Genomic DNA, 21,530 nt, shown 5'->3' on the forward strand with positions numbered 1-21,530 from the left:
ATCATAACCACAGGAGGACACCAATGAGGATTCTAACCTTAGGCGTGGCGGCTGCCGCTCTCCTTGCGCTGGGCGCCAGCGCTCAGGCGCAGGGGAAGAAATACACCTTCGCACTCGTGCCTAAGAACATGAACAACCCATTCTTCGATCAGGCCCGCGACGGTTGCAAGAAGGCCGAGAAGGAGTCGAACGGCGCGATCGAGTGCATGTATATCGGCCCCGGCGAACATGGCGGCGGCGATGAGCAGGTTCAGGTCGTGAACGACCTGATCACGAAGAAAGTTGACGGCATCGCTGTCTCCCCCTCGAACGCAGCCGCGATGGCGAGAGCTCTCGAAGGCGCGAAGAAGGCCGGCATCCCGGTTCTGACCTGGGACTCCGACCTTCTCGACAAGGACAAGGCCCTGCGCACGGCCTATGTCGGAACCTACAACTATGACATTGGCGTGAACCTCGCCAAGCTCGCCCAGCAGCTCAAGCCGCAGGGGGGAACGATTTGCATCCAGTCTGGCGGCGCAGCCGCGGCCAACCACAACGAGCGCATGCAGGGGATCCGGGATACGCTGTCCGGAGCGAAATCGAGCGCGGCTCCAGGCACGAAGCTGACAGGCCAGAACGGTTGGCGCGAGATCGACGGCTGCCCGCTCTACACGGATGACGACTTCCCACGGGCCGTTCAGCAGATGGAGGACATCCTCGGCAAGAACCCGCAACTCGATGCCTTCATTCCGACGGGTGGTTTCCCGCAGTTCATTCCGCAGGCCTATCGCCGGGTTGCCGAAAAATACAAGGACCGCATCGACAACGGCTCGCTCGCGCTGGTCGTCGCCGACACGCTCCCGGTCCAGATGGACCTCATGAAGGCGGGACTCTCCAAGGGACAGGTCGGTCAGCGTCCATTCGAGATGGGCTACAAGACCATGCTGTTCCTGAAGGACATGAAGGACGGTAAGCCTGCGCCGAAGGATCCGACTTATACCGGTCTCGATGTCTGCACCCCGCAGAACGCGGCAACCTGCATCGGTGGCTCCGGAACCTAGGACATCACATTTTGACGGCGAGGTGGATCTAGTCCGCCGCAACCAGAGAAATGCGCCTCCGAACCCACGTTCGGAGGTGTTCTTCTTTGTCTGTCATGAAGGGCGGACGACGCCTTTCTTCAGGATGATGTTACCGGAGAGCCTGGCCTTGTTACGGGAAACGGCTGCAGGCTGATGCACGGTAGGGTGGGTAGGGAATGCAGCCGATCTCCTATGCTCGCCATCAGTTTCCACCCGAGGTCATCCGGTAGGCCGTCTGGCTCTACTTGCGCTTCACTCTCAGCTACCGTGATGCAGAGGAATTCCTGGCCGAGCGCGGACTGGATCTATCCTATGAGACAGTCCGGCGGCAGGTCCATAAGTTCGAACCTGCCTTCACCCGCAATCTGCGCCGACTGCGTCCTCAACCGACCGGTACGTGGCATCTGGATGAGACGGTGGTCTCTATTCAGGGCAGAAGCGACTCGTCAATGGCGCATTGCGGCCTCGGCAGAATAACAAGATCCAATGCGCTCTCGGTTGCGGCTGGGGTCAGGTTCCCATGACAAGGCCGATGCTGCAATTCGTCATGGTATTTCGCTGGAGGCGAAATTCATGATACCTATTCAGGAACGCCCGCCTTGCGAAGGCCCTCAACGAACACCTCACAGTGCGCGAATTTGTGCAGATGCCTGCGGACTAAGCTCAGGCTCAGCGGCGGGTCCATTCGGTCTCGAACAGCAATTAACTCCTTAGCCTCTTCAATTAACCCTAGATGGCCGCAGCAGCTAATCAGGGTATTGAAGGGCCCGGTGTAGTCTGTGAAACCGGAAACGGATGCTCTGAGAAAAGGGAGTGCCTCTTCGAATCGACGCGCACCCAAGAGGGCAAGGCCATGGGTGGTCGTATAGAACCCGGAGAAACTGTCGAGCGGGCTCATGCGCAATGCCCACCCAGTTTCGACAATGGCCTCCTCGAACCGGCCTACTCTCAGGAGTGCCCATCCGAGCGCTGTATGACCAAGTGCGAAGCTCGGGGTGAGCATCAGAGCGGTTTCGAGTTCCGCCAATGCTCGCTGATGCTGGCCGGCCGTGCTGAGACCTAGTCCAGACACCATTCTGGCCCAAGGCTCGCCGGGATCGAGGGCAAGAGCATCCTGGGCGTGAATGGCTGCCTGCTCGTAACCTGCCTCCACGTCAGGCGCCCACAGGCACATGCATGCCCACCAAATGGCCCAGCTGAGGAGGGCATGGGCTCGTGCATAACGCGGCTCCAGGCTAACGGCACGCCGCAGGAGCAACTGGGCTTCCTCATTCTGCGTCCGCTCCACCTTGTTGAGAAGGGTCATGGCCCGAACCACTAGCCCCCAGGCATCGATACTGTCGGGTTGCTCCGTTGAGGCGCGAAATCCTTCCTCGGCATAAAGGTGCGGCTCTACGGCAGCAACTACACGCTCTGCAATATCATCTTGAACGGCAAAGATGTCCTGCCTGTCGCGGTCATACTTCTCGGCCCAGATATGCTTGCCTGATGTCGCATCAATAAGCTGACCGGTGACACGAATGCGCGAGCCGGCGGTTCGGACGCTACCCTCCAAGACGTAACGGACCCCGAGATCATGCGCGACCTGTCGGATATCCACGGCCGTGCCCTTGTAGACAAACGTGGAGTTCCGGGCGGTGACGAACAGCCAGCGCAGACGTGCAAGGGCGGTGATGATGTCCTCGGAGATGCCGTCCGCGAGAAAGTCCTGCTCAGGATCCATGCCCATGTTCACAAAGGGCAAGACAGCGATTGATGGCTTGTCGAGGGGCTTCAAGTCTGCGGCTTTAGGGGAGTGGCGGGCCGTGTCGTTCGGTAACCGGAACGATCCACCGACTATAGGTCGCAGGGAAAGTTGCGTCTGGCTCTCAATGATCGATAGGGTCTTATCGGAGAAGCGTCCTGTCAGCAGTTTGTCGACTGTCGACTTGCCCAACTTCGTTTTGAACGCGAACTGCTCGCGCGACATGCGTTCACGCGCGATGTAGTCCCTGATCACTGCCGCAATCTGTTTCCTGTCGTCCAGCATCACCCCGCCTGTCCGTGAACTCCCAGAAATTGGCCGGGAAACTTCCGGAAAATACAGACAACTTCCGATAAGAGCCACGGAAGAAAATGCTCGCTACAACTGCCGCATTGTCAAGGAGGCAAATGAGGAAAGTCTTCTTAGCGCAAGACTGATCAAGACGCGCCCTGTTGGACTAGACATGAGGAGATGACCATGTTCGATCACATCGTACAAACAAGCGAGGCATTGAGAACGGCTGCGGAGCGAGCCGCAGAGACACTGATCCCGGCGCTCTGCGGCTGCGAGGCATGCGGGACTAAGAAACTGATTGCAGCTCCCTCGATCGGTACCTGCGCTGACTGTGGAACTGAACTGACGGTGCTCGAGTCCAGTACTGCATTGAGGGCTTTCGGGCAGGAGCCGAATACGGTGTCACCGTATGCAGCGTAACGGTCTTTCAAGTAAGTCCGGCAACCCGAGCACATAGGTCGTATCAGCACCAGAGACGTGAATTACGCTGAGACCAACAAACAGATGATTGAAGCCCACGAACGGTCAATGCTCCGTCGGCCGGATAGCCTCTGTGATCAGAGTTGTCTCGGTCATCTTCCAGGATAATATATCACGTCACTTAGAAGTAGTGCGTGTGAATGAAAATCACTGCCCGCAGTTTATTTCAATTCTGTGCTCTTGTTTTGGAAGTAATGACTTCATGATAGAAGGATAATATGCCGTGATCAATCTGTCTAATCTCTTTTTACGCGCGGCTCTCGTCTTCCTCGGAACAGGGGTTTCCATGGGTATATTTATGTCCCTGTCGCAAGATTTTACGGTTAGGCCTGTGCATGTGCATGTGAATCTGCTTGGTTGGGTCGGCTTCTTTCTTTACGCTTCGTTTTATCGCTTCTTTCCACACACCGCCGGGACCCGGCTTTCATGGACCCATTTCTGGACTGCCGTCATCGGCCTTCCTGCGATGATGGTTGGGCTTACCCTCGTCGTCTTTGGTCACATGGATTTGGGTTTGCCTCTTTTACTTGGCGGGGAATTCGTGACTGTGATCTCGGTCGCACTCTTTATCTATATTGGATTTATGGCAACGAAGGCTGACTTGGTCCAAACACATCGCGAGAGCTTCGTCCCAGCTGAGTAATCAGATGAGAGTTTGCTTTGAAAAGTGTTGCCAGCATTGAAACGGGACTTGCCCCGCGTCGCCAGCCTATGAGGCTCCAGACACACCGCCCACAGGTTGGGGAGCTTCGCCCCGTCGACGATTGGCGAAATTGCGCTCACTGATGATGGTAGTGCTCTCTGGCTCGTTGGGACCCGCGATGCAGTCTCCTGCCGAAGCGTTTTGACGCAACAGCCAATCGACCGAACTCTATCAATCCCGGGTTTAGCCATGACCACCGTGGCAAGGTCAGCCTTCTACCGCCGATCCAGTGCGGCAGCCCAAGCCGGCCAGCACGAACTCCGTCATTTGATCCAAGGATGGGCCGGGTTCTCCAGCGCACTGCACGAGGAGCGCCGGATGACAGAAGCGAATCAGGGCAACCAGCACGCACCGCGACGCCACCACCGGATCGGCGGACGTGAACTCACCGGCGGCGATCCCCTCCTCGACGACCCGCTGGAAGATCGCACTCTTGCGCTCAAGATGGCCGTGGACAACCTGCCAGCTCTCGCTCAGAGCCCGCTCCACCATTTCATGCATGCGCAATTCATCGGTGTACAGGACCGCAGTCATCCGATGCATGGTCGCGATCATGTCTCGCAATCGGTCTGCCGCCGGAACTTTTTGACGTGCGATCGCTTCGATTGCCTCTTCGACCTCGCGCATTAGGCGCTCGGCGACCGCCTCGTTAATCGCTTTCTTGGAGTCGTAAAAGCGGTACACGTTCGCCGGGCTCATCCGGAGCGCCTTCGCGATGTCGGCTACGGTGGTTTTCTGATAGCCGATCTGCCGGAAAAGCCGCTCGGCCGTCTCGACGATACGACAGCGGGTGTCAGGCTCAGCCGAAGTGCGAACAGCATCAGCATCCATGGACTAAACCTATGATAAAATTCATCATTCGTCAATGAATGGCTTAGTGCACGGCTCCCATCCTCGCAGCGAGCCTACTCAGCGGCAATCGGCAGCGAGGGCTGCCTATCCAATTCTTCTGATCGACCTATCCCAGATTCCTCGGCCGAGCGGTTTCCGGCGCCACGCTCGTCGAGGTGGTTGCGGAACCACAGCGCATAGAGTGCTGGCAGGAAGAGCAGGGTCAGGAAGGTAGCGACAAACAGACCTCCCATGATGGTGACGGCCATAGGTCCCCAGAACGCCGACGAGGAGAGCGGGATCATTGCCAGGATCGCCGCCAGTCCGGTGAGCACCACCGGACGCGCCCGACGTACCGTTGCTTCGACGATGGCCTCGCGCCGGGTTGCACCCTGCGCCACGTCTATCTCGATCTGATCGACCAGGATTACGGTGTTGCGCATGATCATGCCGGCCAGCGCGATCAAGCCGAGCAGCGCCACGAAGCCGAAGGGCCGGCTCGCCAAGTTGAGTGCGAGCGCCGCGCCGATCAGGCCAAGCGGCGCGGTCAGGAAAACCAGGAGCAGACGCGAGAAGCTCTGAAGCTGGATCATCAGCAGCGTCAGCATCACTCCAATCATCAGCGGGAACAGCGCATAGATGGATGCATTGCCTTTCACCGACTCCTCCACCGCACCGCCGATTTCGAGACGATAGCCGGGCTCAAGCCGGTCACGGATCCCTGCTAGTGTCGGCCAGATCTGGCTCGTCGCATCCGGCGGCTGGACGCCATCGACCACGTCGGCTCGAACTGTGATCGATAGATCGCGGTTACGCCGCCAAAGGATCGGCTCCTCATGGGCATACTCGATGCGTCCGACTTGGGCGAGCGGCACCGCGAGCCCGTTGCGGGACACAATTGTAAGGTCGCCAATGCCACCGAGATCCAGGCGCTCCTGCTCTACTGTCCGGGCGACGACCTCTACCCGTTCGGTGCCGTCACGAACGGTGGTAATAGGGGTACCAGACAGAAGCGTCTGCAGGGACTGCGATACGGTCTTCGGATCTAGCCCGAGCGCACGGGCACGCTCCTGATCGACCACCAGCCGCACTGATGGGACCAACTCGTTCCACTCGAGATGGGGATCGACCACATCGGGGTTGGTCCGCATGACGTCGCGGACCTCGGATGCAATCTGGCGCACTGTCATCGCGTCCGGGCCGATGACGCGGAACTGAACCGGGAAGCCGACAGGCGGCCCGAAATTAAAGCGGTCGACCCGTACCCGCGCCGCGGCGAGGGCGCCTTGTGCCACTACCTCTTCGATGCGTGCCTTGACACGTTCGCGCGCCGGCACGTCCTTGGCGACGATCACGATCTCCGCGAAGGCTTCGTTGGGGAGCTGAGGGTTGAGGCCGAGCCAGAACCGTGGGGAGCCCTGACCGATATAGGTCGTATGCGTGAGGATATCGGGATCGTCGCGGAGGATTGCCTCCGCCTGTCGGGCCGTCTCGGCTGTGACGCCGATCGCCGTGCCTTCGGGCAGACGCATCTGAAAGAAAAGCTCGGGCCGTTCGGATAATGGGAAGAACTGCTGTTGGACCCGGCCGAAGGCAACGATTGAAGTCACGAAGATGCCGATCGTAGTCAATACCGTAAGTCCCCGCCGGTGAACGCAGGCCTGCACAATCCGGCGCAGGCCACGGTATATACGGGTCTCGTAAATCTCGTGCGGGTTCGCGTGCTGGGCAAGCGTCTCCGGTAGAAGCTTGACCCCTATGTAGGGGGTGAATATCACCGCCACCAACCAGGATGCGATCAGGGCGATTGCGACGACCCAGAAGATGCCGCCGGCGTATTCGCCGACTGCCGAATTGGCGAAGCCAACCGGGAGGAAGCCCGCTGCGGTCACCAGCGTTCCGGTGAGCATCGGAAAAGCTGTCGAAGTCCAAGCGAAAGCCGCTGCGCGCATACGGTCCCAGCCCTGCTCGATCTTCACCATCATCATCTCGACGGCGATGATCGCATCGTCGACCAGCAGGCCGAGGGCTATGATCAGAGCACCCAAGGTGATGCGGTGGAGGTCGAGGCCGAGGACGCTCATCACAGCAAACGTGATCGCGAGCACAAGGGGAACGGAGAGCGCCACCACGATGCCGGTGCGCCAGCCCAGCGACACGAACGAGACGAGGAGCACGATTCCGAGGGCTTCGATGAACGAGTGTTCGAACTCGGTGATCGCGTGATCAACCACCTGCGGCTGGTCGGCGACCTGCTCGATGTCGATGCCCTGCGGCACCGCCTGCACGAAGGCGTCCTTGGCGGCATTCACATCGTGGCCGAAGGCGAGAATGTTCGCCCCCTTGGCCATGACAACTCCGAGACCAATCGCAGGATGGCCGCGCTGGCGCACCAGAAAGTCGGATGGGTCTTCGAAGCCACGGGTGATCGTCGCGATGTCACCGAGACGGAACACGCGCCCATCCGCCTCGACTGGGGTTTCGGCTACGGCCTTCGCCCCGTCAAGCGCGCCCGTCACACGCACGGGGATCCGCTGGGCTCTTGTCTCGACTATGCCAGCGGGAACAACGGCATTCTGCCTCTGCAGCGACTCGAACAGAGCCTGTGGCGGTATGCCCAAGGTGGCCAGCTTGGCGTGGCTGAACTCAACATAGATGCGCTCATCCTGCACGCCATAAAGGTTGACCTTCGTGACCCCAGGGACTTTCAGGAGTTGCTGACGCAGCCCCTCGGCGACCTTCTTGAGTTGTGCGAAGTCAGCGCCGTCGCCGGTCAGCATGTAGAGGAGCGAATCGACATCTCCATACTCGTCATTCACATTGGGGCCGATCAGATCGCTAGGCAGTTGGCCTCGGATGTCGTCAAGCTTCTTACGCAATTGATAGAAGAGCTGCGGCACGTCCCGAGCTGGAGTGTTGTCGCGAAGGCCGATATTCATCGCCACAAAGGCTGGCTTGCTGTAGGTGACAACCTTGTCAAGCCACGGCAGCTCCTGCAGCTTCTTCTCGATGGTATCTGCAACCTGGTCCTGTATCTCCTGCGCCGTTGCGCCCGGCCATATCGCCGTCACGATCACGTTCTTGATGGTGAAGTTCGGATCTTCCGCGCGCCCGAGTGAGCGGAAAGAGAGTAGCCCGCCGAGGCTGATCGCGACGATGAGGAACAGGATGAGCGCCGGATGGTGCACGGCCCATTGAGACAGGTTGAACTGCTTCATGGCTGGCTCCGAAGGTTTAGAACTGCAGCGTCTCGACGATTCGGACCCGCTGGCCTGGATCGAGCTTCTGGACCCCTAGGATGATCACACGATCGCCGTCGCTCACTCCTTTAGTGACGAGCACATCGTGGGACTGGTAGGCCGCGACCGTGACTGGCCGCAGAGCCGGTCGTCCATCCGTGCCGACCACCCAAACGGCCGGGCCTCCGCCCTGGTTGTGGAGTGACGAGAGAGGCAGGCGCGCAACTTCCGTAGTTCCTGCCTCACCGATCGTAACCGTCGCCGTCATGCCGAACTGAACCGTTTCCTCTGCGCTCAGGATCGAGAATCGGGCCTGATACGTGCGGGTAGCCGGGTCGGCCGAGGGCGAAAGCTCGCGCAGAGTCGCCTGATAGCGCTTGTCCGGATTTGACCAGAGAGTAATGGAGGCGGTGCCGGTTCGGACCGCAGCGATCTGAGCTTCCGGAATCGCGATCGCAGCTTCCTTCTCCGACAAGCGGGCGATGCGGATGGCGACCTTGTCGGTGTCGACCACCTGCCCCGGCTCGATCTGAGTGGCAGTAACAACACCGTCCAAATCGGCGGTCAGGGTTGCATACGAGAAAGCATTCTCGGCTAGCAATAGGGCGCGCTCGGCGCGGGCCAGGCGGCCTCGCGCCTCCTCGGTAATGGCTTGCTGGCGGTCGTAGGTTGCCGTCGTGGACCAGCCCTGTCCCCTCAGGGTGAGGATGCGCCGGAGTTCGGACTCAGCCTGCAGGAGCGCCGCGGTCGCAGCTCTCATCTCAGCTTCCGCCTGCTCCCGCTGAAGGCGCAGATCGGTCGCGTCGAGGGCGGCCAGCGCCTGACCTGCCTTGACCGTGTCGCCAACGGAGACAAGACGCCTGGCCACCTTCCCGGCAACGCGGAAGCCGAGATCGCTTTCGACACGGGGCCGGATGGTCGCGACAAAGGTCCGTTCCGGAGCCTGAGGCTCAAAAGCCACCGCCTGCACCAAGACCGGGCGATCAGATTTTACCGCTTCCTGGGGCTTTGCTTGGCAGGCAGCAAGCGTCGCGGCAAGACCAAATGTGAGGATGGGCAGGGATGCGTGCATGGCATTCATCTCCGGTACGCCTTCTCCCGGCTAGGCGCTTGCCTGTGGGCGGATCCGAGCCAGCGCACAGCCGGAGTTCCCTCTTCAAATGGCTCAGGCGAAACCTGAGACCTGACGAATGTCGACTTTCGTCACTTTATACTCGTCATGAGGGCGGGTGATCTGTGCGCCACCGCACGCGAGGGAGTCCCCGACACAGTCTGCAGTGCTGCCGCATCTGCGTGTTGTTATCGCGGGAGTCGCTTAGCGCTCCCATATACAGCGGCCGGAGAGGAGGGATCATCCTTTCCGTCGAATATATGACGAACGAGCTGGCAGCCTCCTCCAGGGAGCTGTCACTAACTCGGATAGGGCGGGTAAATGGATCGGGCTCTGCTGCAGTAACTGAGGTTGGTCATTGCACACCTACCGGAGTGGCCTCCTCATGCAGCAAGACCAAACAGCTCGTTCACAGACGGATTTCGCCCGCCACACCCTGATGCCTTAGGATGCAGTGATGCTGACGGATCATTCGCATGACCTCAAATCCCTTCAGAGTGACAGGCGCCGTTCTCATCTTCTGAAACCCGCGTGTCGGTCGGGTCAGGCGTTTAAGAGCACCGTGATTCGTCTCAATAATGTTGCTGAGTCATTTTGATGTCCGATCGCCACTTGAGGCACTAACGAGCCCTATGTCGGCGTCCTGCCCCCGTTCTCATGCGAGGGACAGCAGACTTGATGAGCATGGTGCTGATGGGCGCGTGAGAACTCACTCGGGAAGATATCCTGACTCAACACGAGAGCGACCGTCTAAATCCGAGCACCGCTGCGGCGGTTCTGCAGGTCAGTGAGTGCCTATCGGTCCATAAGTGTCGTAAGCAAAGTTCCCTTTTAGACGATAAAGAAGTCCTTGTGGGTGATATCCAAGTTCTTGGACAGCTTCGCAATCGCCCTCATGGGAGCATCGCCTGTGCCATCGGAATCGTAATAGAGATAGCCGGTCTTATCGTTGTAGATGACCCGATCATTCGTATCATGTGCTTTCGATCCGCTCCAGAAGGCGCTGGCCTTCAGGCCGCCGGTCGATCCCGCCTTGGTGAAGACGGATCGAGCGAGATGGATGCTGTCGTACTTCACCGAGAAGTCGGTGATCGTGTCCAGGTTCGCTTTGGTGGGCGAGACGTCAAAAACGAATCTGTCGTTGCCGCTTCCGCCCGAAAGAGCATCTTTGCCGAACTGCCCATAGAGATAGTCGTGGCCCGATCCTCCGATCAGCTTGTCATTCCCTCGGCCGCCATACAGATGGTCATTGTTGAGGCCACCACTCAGGTAATCGTTACCACCATAACCTTTGAGCCGATCATGGCCGGATTGTCCGAAAAGGCGGTCGGCTCCTGTGTTTCCCAGAAGAGAGTCATTTCCAGCCCCACCGTCGAGCGTTACTGCTCCATACGTGAAGCGTGTAGAGGTCAGGTCGAGCACATCGTTTCCAACTCCACCGCTGATCTGTGTGACGTTGGTCAGGCGCGGGGTATCAAAGCCGACTACCCTGTCCAGAAAGATGAGATCGGTTTCTGATGTGCCGTAGATCGTATAAACATCGAGGCCATCGCCCCAGGTATCAAAATTGGTGATGCCCTGTGCTGCCCCCCCTATTTTATTGGTTGGTGGGTCACCCGGGCTGCCATGATCCCCCCATGAGTCGAACATGAAGGTCCCGTTCCAATTGAGATACTGCATGGTACACGCCTCGCTAACCGCCGAGCCAGTGCGCTCGACAACTTAAAAAGCTTAAGAATTAACCTGAGGGTGGACTCCTGGTTTTTCTGAAATGCAAGCAAAAGAAATTGTAATGACCTATTTGAAAATGAAAAGATAACCCTCAATAGGGCATATTCGCTACCTCGATAGGAGGTATGGACTAATAACTTTGGCACTGACGATTCCATCAGAAAAATTTACATAGGTTAATTTATTGGTTCAGCACCTATTTACATAGGTTGGTATACTGCCTCAATATTCTAAGAATAGGGATACCCTGACGTTGATCTCCGATACTCCCGTCGGCCCGCCCTTAGGCTCCGGCTCAGCCGGTCCATGGACAGTTCAACTTGGTTACCGCATGGCATTCTCGATCTTCGACCTCGCCAGGCGTTGAGTTTTCGGAGGCTCCTGGTTGATATCAGGCCAATCCTCTTCGTCGAAATGATCGAGCATAGCAGATCACAGCCCCTTCGCGCGTTCGATCCGGCACTAGGCAGCAAATATCACCAGGTAGCAGATAAATGACTGGTGAAAGGATGTATTTCCCCGTTCTCACGTGAGGTGATGACCAGCGGCGCGATCATTGATGCCCGGGATGCTTACGACAGAACACCCCTGCACATTGCTGCGAGACAGGGTCATGTCGGCACGGCAAGACTTCCGCTGACCAATGGAACCGACGTGAATGCTCGGGCCACCAACAAGATGACACCTCTCCACCACGCGATCCTCAACAACAAAACCGAGATGGCCAGGATGCTCCTCGACTACCATGCGGACATCGAGGCGGAGAGCTCCAACGGCGGCACACCGATGTACTTCGCCGCTTCGTATGGGGTGACTGGCATGATCGAACTCTTTGCCGCCAAGAGAGCCAAGCTTCAAGGCGCGCGGAGGTGGGATGGTACGACTCCTTTATCGGAAGCTGAACGGAACGGCCACCAGGAGGCGGCTGACCTGCTTCGCCGTCTTGGCGCAACCCATTCGCCGTCTTGGCGCAACCCAATAGAGGCGAGGTCATCTCAAAATCCAGAAGTGGGCCGGGGACCATCAAGGAGCAGGATTGAGTTGGTGGCTTTAACTGCCGAATGCCAGATCGATCCATGCTATGAGCCTGGTTTCATCTTGCTGTTTCCGAGGATCAAAAAATGGAAATTGTCTCGACAAAGGCCGGTTCAACAAACGGCGATCGGACATTTCTGCCCGTTCTGGAGATCGATGCAACCATAGCGCGGTTGCAGGACGCCCGGAGCAGGTAGCCTTCAACGCTTTTGCCTAGAAGACGTCATTAAGCCCGACCGTAAGTATGCAAGAAAGACTGTGCGTACTCTCACAGACCAGCCATGCTGAGGTGTGCGATAGAGGATCATCCAAGGACGATGGTCATGACTCAGAACGCACTTTCCTTCGTACTCGGCACAGTGGCTCCCCTTGCCATCGTCATGTGGGCGATCTTTCAATAGCTTACCACGCTTCCCCACTCATGGCATGCTCCCGCTCCATCGGCACGTCCTCTAGCTTAACGCCCTCCATAGGCTCTAGCAGGCACCAAAGGAACTCGATCATCTTGGCAGTCTCGGCAGCAGGCCTCCACCTCATGAAAATTTGTGACTTCTCTAATCGCGCCGACACGCCACTTTGAGCCAAGTCAGCCCTTGGCCTACCAGGAAACCATGTCCGCTCCCCGGCGTTACGGTCTCAGTGTCAGAACGGTGAGGGAGTCACAAAGTGGATTGGAACCGGGTTGAAGGCAACTGGAAGCAGGTCAAGGGCAAGGTCAAGGAGCAGTGGGGCCAGCTGACCGACGATGACCTCGATATCATTAATGGCCAGCGCGAGCAGCTCGAGGGCAAGATCCAAGAGCGCTACGGCCTCGAAAAGGACCGCGTCCGCCGGGATGTGGACGACTGGTATAACCGCCAGACTTGGTAAGCCGAGAACAGGAAAAGGCCCCGACCGGGCCTTTTTGTTGTTGAGGCAGAGGCCCGGATCAGCGGTCCCAGCGCCCCTCGACCCGTCGCTTGAAGCCAGGCATGTGTCCCTCGTCGGTAACTCGGTGCCGGGCGGAGCGGAAGTCTGCAGCCGGCACTGCCGCCTGAAACCGCCAAGCGCCTGAGTTTGTCTCAGTGCGCCTCTTGTCCATTAACATGGCAACGCCATGGTTGAACGATTTCGGGCAGAATTGTTTTGAATGGCAGAAAGGTTCATGCCTCGTCCGCCTCCATCAGCCCCGACGCGCCTACTGCATCAGTCGCTCGACTTTACGTGATTGCGGCCCCATCGGACCCTCGTTGCCGTTCCAGGGCAAAGTGTGCCGCTGGGCTGGCGCGGTGTCCGGTATGCCTCAAGTCAGCGCGATTTGTTCAGGCTGTCGTCTCTCAGACCCTCGTAAGATGATTTTCCTCGTCAATGTCTGCCTTGTTTCCGCCGTATCGACTGTTAGCCTGAACGGACAAATTTAGAGGCCGACGCTTCCCAATGAAGAAACTCATCCTTGTCGTTGACGAACGAGAGTTGAGTACCATCAGTGCCGCTCTTCTTCTCCTCCAAGAGCACGTCGATGCACTCCCGGAAGATCTCGCAGAAATGATCATCACGCACGGAACGTCCATGACAGCGTCCGAGGTCGAGCAACTCAGTCTTCGTCTTCGCGAAACAGCAAGACCGATACGAGGTTATTCTGAACGGAGGTTGCCCCAAGCGACGAGGGTTGTTGAGGCAGAACGGCTTCCTAGAATAACGATTCCCCGAAGCCGAATGTGAGCAGTGTCGTACCCTGGAGATGCAAACCAAGTTCTCATAAGGAAACGGCCACGCGGCGAGCACTTTCTGCCTTCTGTCCAATAGGTGCAATAAGCGCGATATATCCATCTGACAGGAATTCGTATGAAAAAGGTGCGCAAGCTCTACGAAAGCTCCAGCGGTGACCGCTGGTACTTGATTGCAGACCCTTCAGGTTCTGTGTTTATCCGTCACGAGGCCAATGTGGCTTCTGGAGGGCAAGTGGAACATGAGGAGATCGCGACCTTCCTGAGTCGCGGCGGAGGTCCGGAACAGCATGAACTGCTCCGGTTGATCGGAACTCTTGTCGAGGAGAACCCTGCCCACGCGTGACTCTTTAGCGAGCAGATCGGCTTAAGCGGCCAACGACAGGAGGTCAGCCCCCAAGGCTTGTTTCCACTCAATTATCATCCTCTTCGGGCAGAGACTCGATATCGCCTATGCCCCAAGCACGGTGACCGGCACGTCGCTCCAGAGCCTCCACCTGCCGCAGAAGCTGGGTCGCGAGTGCCGCTTCGCGCCGGAAGCCATCGTCACCAGGGTCGCTCCCCAGACGCAGATGCATGTCACGGGCTCTCGCTTCAAGGGCGCGCCTGAGGGCGCCCAAGTGTTCTTTGTTCAGTTCGAGCAACATCGTGGTGAATCCTGCGTTGGGCCGATAGCCAACACCTCGTCCGTACATTTGCCACAAAGCCCCGCTCTTTGCACATAAACGATCCTGAACAGGGCAAGGAAATAGGGGCATTCAGCGGCCAATCATGCCGTCAGAGAGAGTGTTCTAATGCAGGTCCTGCTCCCGAATGATACCCCAACAGTTACGTTGTCTCTCCCGTCTCACCTTCCGGTGAATCAGTCACTGAACTCCTGTGACCTTCAAAGGCTCGGAGAGCGGCTGCAGGTCGCCTACGGTCCGGTCGAGGACACACTCCCGGCTCGGTTGACAGAGCTTGTAGAGCGGCTCGCGCGACGCGAGCCACCCAAGGATTAGGTAAGCGACCAACCAGTTTCTCGGGTTGTATACTCAACCCATTGTGGTTCCATGCTTCATATACGGAAAGGACAGAACTATGGCCGGGAAAGCGCGTATGCGACCGTCATTCAAGAAGCACACCCGCCGCTACAGGGACGTGATTGCCCCAGCTAAGACGCTCGAAGGACAGAAGAACCTTGCCAAAAAGCGGCGCTACGCCGGCCGGCATGGTTAGCCGAACACAATCCCTTTCAGGTTCTTCAGAGCCCTATCGCATCGCTCGATGTGATCGCTGGCCCGCCACTGCATCTCAACGGTATTCCGGCTGGGGTCATGGACCTCTTGCTTGCAGAGCGGCCAAATCATTGGCTCGACCTCTTAGCTGACGGCGCGTGTCAGGCCAACGAGGATGCAAGGATTGGGGTTCCTGTGGGTTAATGCCTAGCTCAATAGCGAGGATCACTGCTACGAACGCATTTTTGGTAGAACCTTGAGGTTGAAGCATCGAGCCCCACTGTCATCCCCAAGCACATTGCCAAACGGGCGCCATCCAGACATGACAACGCCCCTGAAAGATACCGCGCGGCTCCCGCAGCGTTGGGCTGGCTGTCATCTGAACCCGCCGCCAGATCATGGGGGCTGAGCCGAGCAGACAGATCTTGATCTGCAGGAACTCCGGAACTTGAGATGGATCAGCAGTTCGGGTTTGGATGGGATGCGCTTTAACAAATGAAGGTGCCTCGCGGTCTTGCTTCGTCTGGCTGAAAACCTAGCATAGCCGACCCGTTACCAATCTGCCCACAAACCTCATGCGCTCCGCAGAGCCCACGTTGGCCCTTGGGCAGATTGCTGCCATTCGGCAATTGGGCAGGGTAGGGCAGATCACGGGCGCAGAGCCGGCCTCAGACGATCTCGACTGCACCTCGCCCCTCAGATCATTACAGCCAGAATAGGGAGAATTTTGCAGGTGCTGTTCCAACTCGCACTCCGAATGTGTCGGTCGGATGCGAGCTTGTGCTACAAAGAGAGATCTCAAGTCGGCTCTGCGTTCAAGGTCGTTCACGGCCGTCGCCTCAGACAATTAGGACATCATGACCCGTACCAGCGCTGTCGCGCCGCAGCCTGCCGCCAAGCACTCCTTCATCGCCTTGCTCATCGCCGCCTCGGCCGTGAGCCCGCTCGGCATCAACATGTACCTGCCCTCCATGCCGGGCATGGCGCGGGCCTTCGGGGTCGATTTCGCCACGATTCAGCTGACCCTGTCGCTCTATCTCGCCGCTATGGCCTGCGGGCAGTTGATCATTGGCGCACTCTCCGATCGCTTCGGCCGTCGGCCCATGCTCCTGATCGGGCTTCTAGGCTTCGTGCTCGGCTCGCTTGTCTGCCTCACAGCCCAGAATGTCGGGCTCCTGATCGTCGGTCGTGTCGTGCAGGCGGTCGGCGGCTGTGCAGGAATTACCCTGAGTCGCGCCATCGTACGGGACCTGTATGGAGGCAATCAGGTGGCCAGCATGATCGGCTATGTCACCATGGGCATGGCGGTGGCCCCCATGATTGCACCCACGATCGGCGGCGTGCTCGAGACGCTTTATGGATGGCGCGCCTCCTTCGTGTTCCTGACGCTGTTTGGCGGCTTGGTCCTGCTCGTCGCCTACTGGCAACTGCACGAGACCAACCACAATCGCGATGCTGCAGGCTCCATCCGGCACCTCATGCACAGCTACCTGAGTCTGTTCCGCTCTCGACTGTTCTGGGGCTACACACTGGCCGCCAGCTTTGTCTCTGCCGTGTTCTTCGCCTTTGTGGCGGGCGCGCCCTACGTGATGATCGAGCTGATGGGCCGCAGCCCGGCAGAATACGGCTTTTATTTCGCGATCGTGCCGAGCGGCTACATTCTGGGCAACTTTGCCTCCGGCCGGCTCGCGGCCAGGGTTGGGCCGAACCGGATGATCCTAGCCGGCACCTGCGTGACCCTGGCCAGTGTCGCCGGCATGGCCCTGACCTTTGCCATTGGCATCTTGCACCCGGCGGCTCTGTTCGGTCCCACGTTCTTCATCGGTCTGGGCAATGGACTGGTTTTGCCGAGCGGCATTGCTGGCGCGGTCAGCGTGAAGCCGGAAGTTGCAGGCGCGGCGGCTGGTCTGTCGGGCAGCCTTCAAATTGGGTTCGGTGCGCTTGTCGCTCCGGTTGTTGGTGCTACGCTCAGCGTCACCGTCTGGCCGCTGATCCTCATCATGGCCGTCTGTTCGCTGTTCGCGCTCGCCTCGTTTGGACTGGTGGCCGACCGGAGTAGGTCAGGCCCAGCGAGCAGACTGTGAAAGGGTTTGGCAGAACTGTTCGAGGCACGTAGGGTTTGATGCGGCAGGAGGCGATAGATCGGGAGATCTTTCGATGCAGCAATCACAACCCCTTAGCCGCCGCAGTCTTCTCTGCTCCTTGGCGGCGACCAGCGCCACTGCGATGCTGTGGCCATTGACAGGAACTGCAAAACCAAGTCCCGTTCTCACCAGACCCATACCCTCGACTGGCGAGCCATTGCCCCTTGTAGGGCTCGGCACCTGGATCACATTCAATGTCGGCCGCGACATCGAAGCACGGGATAGTTGTGCCGAGGTCATGCGCGCGTTCTTTGAGGCCGGTGGAAGTCTGATCGATTCCTCCCCCATGTACGGTTCGTCGCAGGAGGTAGTCGGCTATGGCTTGCAGAAGCTCGGTCATCCATCCCGCCTGTTCGCGGCCGACAAGGTTTGGACCTCGTCCGCTTCCGCCGGACGAAGCCAGATTGAGGAGTCCCGTCGCCACTGGGGGATCCCTCGCTTCGACCTGCTGCAGGTGCACAATCTTCTGATCTGGGAGGCGCATCTCAGGACTCTGCTCGCCATGAAGGCGGCCGGCGAGGTGCGCTATGTTGGGATCACGACTTCGGAAGGACGCCGACATCGCGAGTTCGAGCGCGTGATGCGTGAGCATCCGCTCGACTTCATCCAAGTCACCTACAACATCCTCGATCGTGAAATCGAGGATCGCATTCTGCCCTTGGCCGCTGAGTGCGGCATCGGGGTCATCGTTAATCGCCCGTTCCGGCAAGGCGCCTTAATCGATCGCCTGGAGTCCCATCCGCTCCCGACTTGGGCGGCCGAGATCGATGCACGAAGCTGGGCCCAGTTCATCCTGAAGTTCATCCTGTCACACCCGGCTGTAATTTGCGCCATCCCGGCGACAACCCGGGTAGATCACGTGCGCGAGAATATGACGGCGGCCACGGGCCCCCTGCCGGATGCGGCGATGCGGGCCCGCATGATCGCCTATGTCGAGCGCCTCTGATGGCGGACTGGTTGTCCTACACGCTATCGGATTTCCTGCTGTTTTCGGCCCGCACCTATTATCGTCTGTTCGAGCTCTACAACCGGGCGATCTGGCCGGCACAGCTTCTGGCGCTGCTGCTCGGGCTCATCCTCCTGTGGCGCCTGCAACGCACCGGCCCTCAGCAAGGTTCGGTCGTGATGGTGATCCTTGCTGCCGGCTGGCTTTGGACGGCTTGGGCTTACCTTCTTGAGTATTACGACACGATCAACTGGGCGGCGCGGTATTTGGCGACCGCCTTTGTGGTCGAGGCGCTGCTGCTGATCTGGACAGGCCTCGTTCGCAACCGGATCTTGTTTCTGCCATATGGAGATTGGATCAGCCGAACCGGAATGGGGTTGGTTCTGTTCGCGCTTGCGGTGCAGCCATTGATTGGCCCGCTTGTGGGGCGTGATTGGTGGCAGGCCGAGATCTTTGGTGTCGCGCCTGATCCCACCGTGCTTGCCACGCTCGGTGTCCTCCTGACCGTGGACAAGCGGCCCCCGTGGGGGCTCATGATCATTCCGCTGATATGGTGCGCACTCAGTGGGGCAACTCTTTGGACGATGGGCTCGCCAGATGCCTGGGTCGTACCGATGGCAGCCCTTGGTGTTCTTGGCTTGGCAATCTATCGGGTGTCATCCGCGCGAGGGCAGGACAGGCAAACTGAAGCGAGGTGAAACTTCCTACGCCTAAGCGCCGTACTGCGGCCGAGCCGCTGCTCACGATCTGGGTGATCGTGCAAGGCTGCGGATCCGGAGGCATTCGGAACCGGTAACGAACGATGTCTGCAGGACATTCTCTCACGAACGATGCGCCGTCTGTTCCGCAACTCCACAGCAGGACGGGAAACCTCGACGCTCGGGCTTCGGAGCAATCCATGCTATCTTTGCGTCGATGAGGAGACGGTGCCCGGGAGAACAGCAATGGCACGTCGGCAGAGGCTTCATTCAATCATTGCTGCGATCGGCGCGGTCGGGTGCGTGGCAGTCGTTCCGACCCGGTTGTGTGCTCAGGATATGATTGCCATCGACCCCGATGACATCGGCGGCGTGGTAACCGGACCGAATGGGCCCGAAGACGGGGTCTGGGTCATTGCCGAGACCACCGACCTGCCGACCAGGTTCGCCAGAATGGTCGTCACGGATGATCGGGGCCGCTATGTCGTACCCGATCTGCCGAAGGCCACTTACACGGTCTGGGTACGTGGCTATGGCCTCGTCGACTCGCCCAAGAGGACCAGCGCTCCCGGCAGGCTGCTCGATCTCCAGGCGGTGCCGACATCAAGCCAAAAGGAAGCGGCACAGTACTACCCGGCCATCTACTGGTATTCCATGCTCAAGATCCCGGAGGCGAGCCAGTTCGGCGGCACGAGCGACATCCCCGACACCATCACGCAAGTCGATTGGCTCAAGCAGGTCAAGAACATCGGCTGCATCGGCTGCCATCAGCTCGGCCAGCACTCCACCCGCACGATCCCGAAGCAATTGGGCGAGTTCAGCTCGTCGGAGGAGGCCTGGATCCGCCGCGTGTCCTCAGGCCAGTCGGGCGAGACCATGGTGAACCAGCTCGCTGGGCGCTTCGGCGGAGTGCCATTCCGATACTACGCTGACTGGATGGACCGCATCGCCAAAGGCGAGCTGCCGCATGCCAAGCCCAAACGGCCGGAAGGTATTGAGCGTAACATCGTGGTGACCACGTGGGAGTGGCTCAACGAGAAGAAATACTTGCACGATCTGATCTCGTCGGACCGGCGCCATCCAACCGTCAATGCCTATGGCCCGTTGTTCGGCTCGGCAGAGTACTCCACCGATGTAATCCCGATCCTCGATCCGAAGACGCATACTGTCACCGAATTCGTGGCACCAGTGCGCGATCCCAATACGCCAGAGGCGCTCGGACCCGGACATGCCGCAAGCGACAAAGTGCTGGCGCCATCGCCCTACTGGGGTGAGGAAAAGATCTGGACTACCAAGGCCAACAATCACAACGGCATGTTCGACCGCCAAGGACGGGTGTGGTTTGCCGCAACCGTGCGCGGCTCCAACAATCCGGATTTCTGCAAGAAGGGCTCCGACCACCCCTCGGCGAAGCTGTTCCCGCTGGAGCGGACGACCCGCTCTATCACGAGGCTCGATCCTGAGACGATGCAGTACACGTTTGTGGATACCTGCTTCGGGACCCATCACCTGCAGTTTGGCTATGACGCGAACGACACCTTGTGGACAAGCGGCGGCGGCCCGGTGGTCGGCTGGATCAATACCAAGCTATTCGACGAGACGGGCGATGCGGCCAAGGCGCAGGGCTGGACGGCGCTAGTGCTCGACACGAATGGCAACGGCCAACGGGATGAATATGTCGAGCCTAATCAGCCGCTCGATCCGATGAAGGACAAGCGCATTGCCGGAGGCTTCTATGCGGTGAGCCCGAGCCCGGTGGATAGCTCCATCTGGGGCTCGGTGGGCGTGTTCAGCGGGACACCGGCGGTGGTCCGTCTGGATCCCGGGCCAAATCCGCCTCAGACTGCGCTGGCAGAAATCTACCACGTGCCGCGGCCCGGCTTCGGCATCCGCGGTGCCGACATTGACCGGCAAGGGGTGGTCTGGGCCTCACTGTCGAGCGGCCATCTGGCGAGCTTCGACCGGCGAAAATGCAAGCGGCCGCTCAAAGGACCACAGGCCACCGGTGATCACTGCCCGGAGGGTTGGTCCTTCCATCAGTACCCTGGTCCTGGCTTTCAAGGGATCGGGGAGAACAGCGCCGAGTCGAGCTACTACACCTGGGTTGATCAGCACAACACGTTCGGACTGGGCGAGGATGTGCCGATGTCTACCGCGAACCTGACGGACGGCCTAGTTGCGCTCAAGGGCGATCGGATGGTCTCATTGCGGGTGCCATATCCACTGGGCTTCTATGCCAAGGGATTTGATGGGCGCATTGATGATCCCAATACCGGATGGAAGGGTCGAGGTCTGTGGACCACGAGTGGTGACCGGGCGCCGTGGCTCCGGGAGGGCGGCAAGGGCAGCAAGCCGGTCGTTGTGCACTTCCAGCTCCGCCCCGATCCCCTGGCCAAGTAATCTGGACGCGCAGCATTCTCTGAGCCACTGCGAGGAAAGAGCAGTGTACTATTCGAGCCATGAGTGCAGCTCAGACTGAACATTAGAGCATCGGACCCAAAAGTGGATTTGCATTTTGGGCTTGATCCGATGCTCAATCCCTTAAGCGGCGCATCGTTCGGCGCGGCCCTTTGGGCCCGCACGATGCGCT

Annotated in this window: 16 protein-coding genes and 1 pseudogene; 10 read left to right on the top strand and 7 right to left on the bottom strand. The window is 59.0% G+C overall.

Annotated elements, in window-relative coordinates; translation table 11 throughout:
- Window positions 1-23: 23 nt before the first annotated feature.
- Together JO965_RS02720 and JO965_RS47675 are read left to right on the top strand one after the other, a co-directional pair.
- The gene (locus JO965_RS02720) at window positions 24-1,040 is read left to right on the top strand and encodes a sugar-binding protein (RefSeq protein WP_203442186.1); all 1,017 of its coding nucleotides are present in this window, start codon (window positions 24-26) and stop codon (window positions 1,038-1,040) included.
- A gap of 197 nt (window positions 1,041-1,237) precedes the next feature.
- A pseudogene (locus JO965_RS47675) lies at window positions 1,238-1,501 on the top strand (IS6 family transposase); the annotation flags it as partial.
- A gap of 140 nt (window positions 1,502-1,641) precedes the next feature.
- Here the strand turns inward: JO965_RS47675 and JO965_RS02725 are convergent.
- Entirely contained in the window at window positions 1,642-3,090 is a 1,449-nt protein-coding gene (locus tag JO965_RS02725) for a hypothetical protein (RefSeq protein ID WP_203442187.1), read from the bottom strand.
- Between the two features lie 712 nt (window positions 3,091-3,802).
- Between JO965_RS02725 and JO965_RS02730 the strand changes: the two genes are divergently transcribed.
- Window positions 3,803-4,222 (top strand): hypothetical protein, encoded by a 420-nt coding sequence (locus JO965_RS02730; RefSeq protein WP_203442188.1) that lies wholly within the window; start codon window positions 3,803-3,805, stop codon window positions 4,220-4,222.
- Between the two features lie 267 nt (window positions 4,223-4,489).
- Here JO965_RS02730 and JO965_RS02735 read toward each other — a convergent pair whose 3' ends face one another.
- From JO965_RS02735 to JO965_RS02755, 5 genes are all read right to left on the bottom strand, one after another.
- Window positions 4,490-5,113: a TetR/AcrR family transcriptional regulator gene (locus JO965_RS02735; protein WP_203442189.1), complete on the bottom strand. Its 624-nt coding sequence runs from the start codon at window positions 5,111-5,113 to the stop codon at window positions 4,490-4,492.
- A gap of 74 nt (window positions 5,114-5,187) precedes the next feature.
- Complete coding sequence (locus tag JO965_RS02740; RefSeq protein WP_203442190.1) at window positions 5,188-8,331, bottom strand: efflux RND transporter permease subunit; 3,144 nt, start codon at window positions 8,329-8,331, stop codon at window positions 5,188-5,190.
- A gap of 16 nt (window positions 8,332-8,347) precedes the next feature.
- Window positions 8,348-9,424: an efflux RND transporter periplasmic adaptor subunit gene (locus tag JO965_RS02745; RefSeq protein WP_246776725.1), complete on the bottom strand. Its 1,077-nt coding sequence runs from the start codon at window positions 9,422-9,424 to the stop codon at window positions 8,348-8,350.
- 448 nt (window positions 9,425-9,872) lie between these two features.
- Entirely contained in the window at window positions 9,873-10,043 is a 171-nt protein-coding gene (locus JO965_RS49260) for a DDE-type integrase/transposase/recombinase (protein WP_203444037.1), read from the bottom strand.
- Window positions 10,044-10,294: 251 nt separating this feature from the next.
- On the bottom strand, window positions 10,295-11,143 hold the full coding sequence (locus tag JO965_RS02755; RefSeq protein ID WP_203442192.1) for a calcium-binding protein: 849 nt from the start codon (window positions 11,141-11,143) through the stop codon (window positions 10,295-10,297).
- A gap of 588 nt (window positions 11,144-11,731) precedes the next feature.
- Here JO965_RS02755 and JO965_RS02760 point away from each other — a divergent pair.
- The 3 genes from JO965_RS02760 to JO965_RS02770 all read left to right on the top strand — a co-directional run bounded on the left by JO965_RS02760 (window position 11,732) and on the right by JO965_RS02770 (window position 14,281).
- A complete protein-coding gene (locus JO965_RS02760) occupies window positions 11,732-12,397 on the top strand; it encodes an ankyrin repeat domain-containing protein (protein ID WP_203442193.1) in 666 nt (221 codons plus the stop codon).
- Window positions 12,398-12,895: 498 nt separating this feature from the next.
- Window positions 12,896-13,099, top strand: coding sequence for a CsbD family protein (locus tag JO965_RS02765; protein WP_203442194.1), 204 nt, complete (start codon window positions 12,896-12,898; stop codon window positions 13,097-13,099).
- A gap of 954 nt (window positions 13,100-14,053) precedes the next feature.
- Window positions 14,054-14,281, top strand: coding sequence for a hypothetical protein (locus tag JO965_RS02770; protein ID WP_203442195.1), 228 nt, complete (start codon window positions 14,054-14,056; stop codon window positions 14,279-14,281).
- A 67-nt stretch (window positions 14,282-14,348) separates the two neighbouring features.
- Here JO965_RS02770 and JO965_RS02775 read toward each other — a convergent pair whose 3' ends face one another.
- Window positions 14,349-14,582: a hypothetical protein gene (locus JO965_RS02775; RefSeq protein ID WP_203442196.1), complete on the bottom strand. Its 234-nt coding sequence runs from the start codon at window positions 14,580-14,582 to the stop codon at window positions 14,349-14,351.
- Between the two features lie 1,427 nt (window positions 14,583-16,009).
- Here JO965_RS02775 and JO965_RS02780 point away from each other — a divergent pair.
- The 4 genes from JO965_RS02780 to JO965_RS02795 all read left to right on the top strand — a co-directional run bounded on the left by JO965_RS02780 (window position 16,010) and on the right by JO965_RS02795 (window position 21,340).
- The gene (locus JO965_RS02780) at window positions 16,010-17,236 is read left to right on the top strand and encodes a multidrug effflux MFS transporter (protein WP_203442197.1); all 1,227 of its coding nucleotides are present in this window, start codon (window positions 16,010-16,012) and stop codon (window positions 17,234-17,236) included.
- A 142-nt stretch (window positions 17,237-17,378) separates the two neighbouring features.
- The gene (locus JO965_RS02785) at window positions 17,379-18,242 is read left to right on the top strand and encodes an aldo/keto reductase (RefSeq protein ID WP_203444038.1); all 864 of its coding nucleotides are present in this window, start codon (window positions 17,379-17,381) and stop codon (window positions 18,240-18,242) included.
- Complete coding sequence (locus tag JO965_RS02790) at window positions 18,242-18,940, top strand: DUF6064 family protein (protein WP_203442198.1); 699 nt, start codon at window positions 18,242-18,244, stop codon at window positions 18,938-18,940. The genes JO965_RS02785 and JO965_RS02790 overlap by 1 nt, the downstream gene beginning before the upstream one ends.
- Before the next feature lie 246 nt (window positions 18,941-19,186).
- Window positions 19,187-21,340, top strand: a complete 2,154-nt coding sequence (locus JO965_RS02795; protein ID WP_203442199.1) for a carboxypeptidase-like regulatory domain-containing protein — start codon at window positions 19,187-19,189, stop codon at window positions 21,338-21,340.
- The last annotated feature ends 190 nt before the right edge of the window (window positions 21,341-21,530 follow it).

The sequence above is a fragment of the Microvirga sp. VF16 genome (genome assembly GCF_016864375.1).
Taxonomy (GTDB): domain Bacteria; phylum Pseudomonadota; class Alphaproteobacteria; order Rhizobiales; family Beijerinckiaceae; genus Microvirga.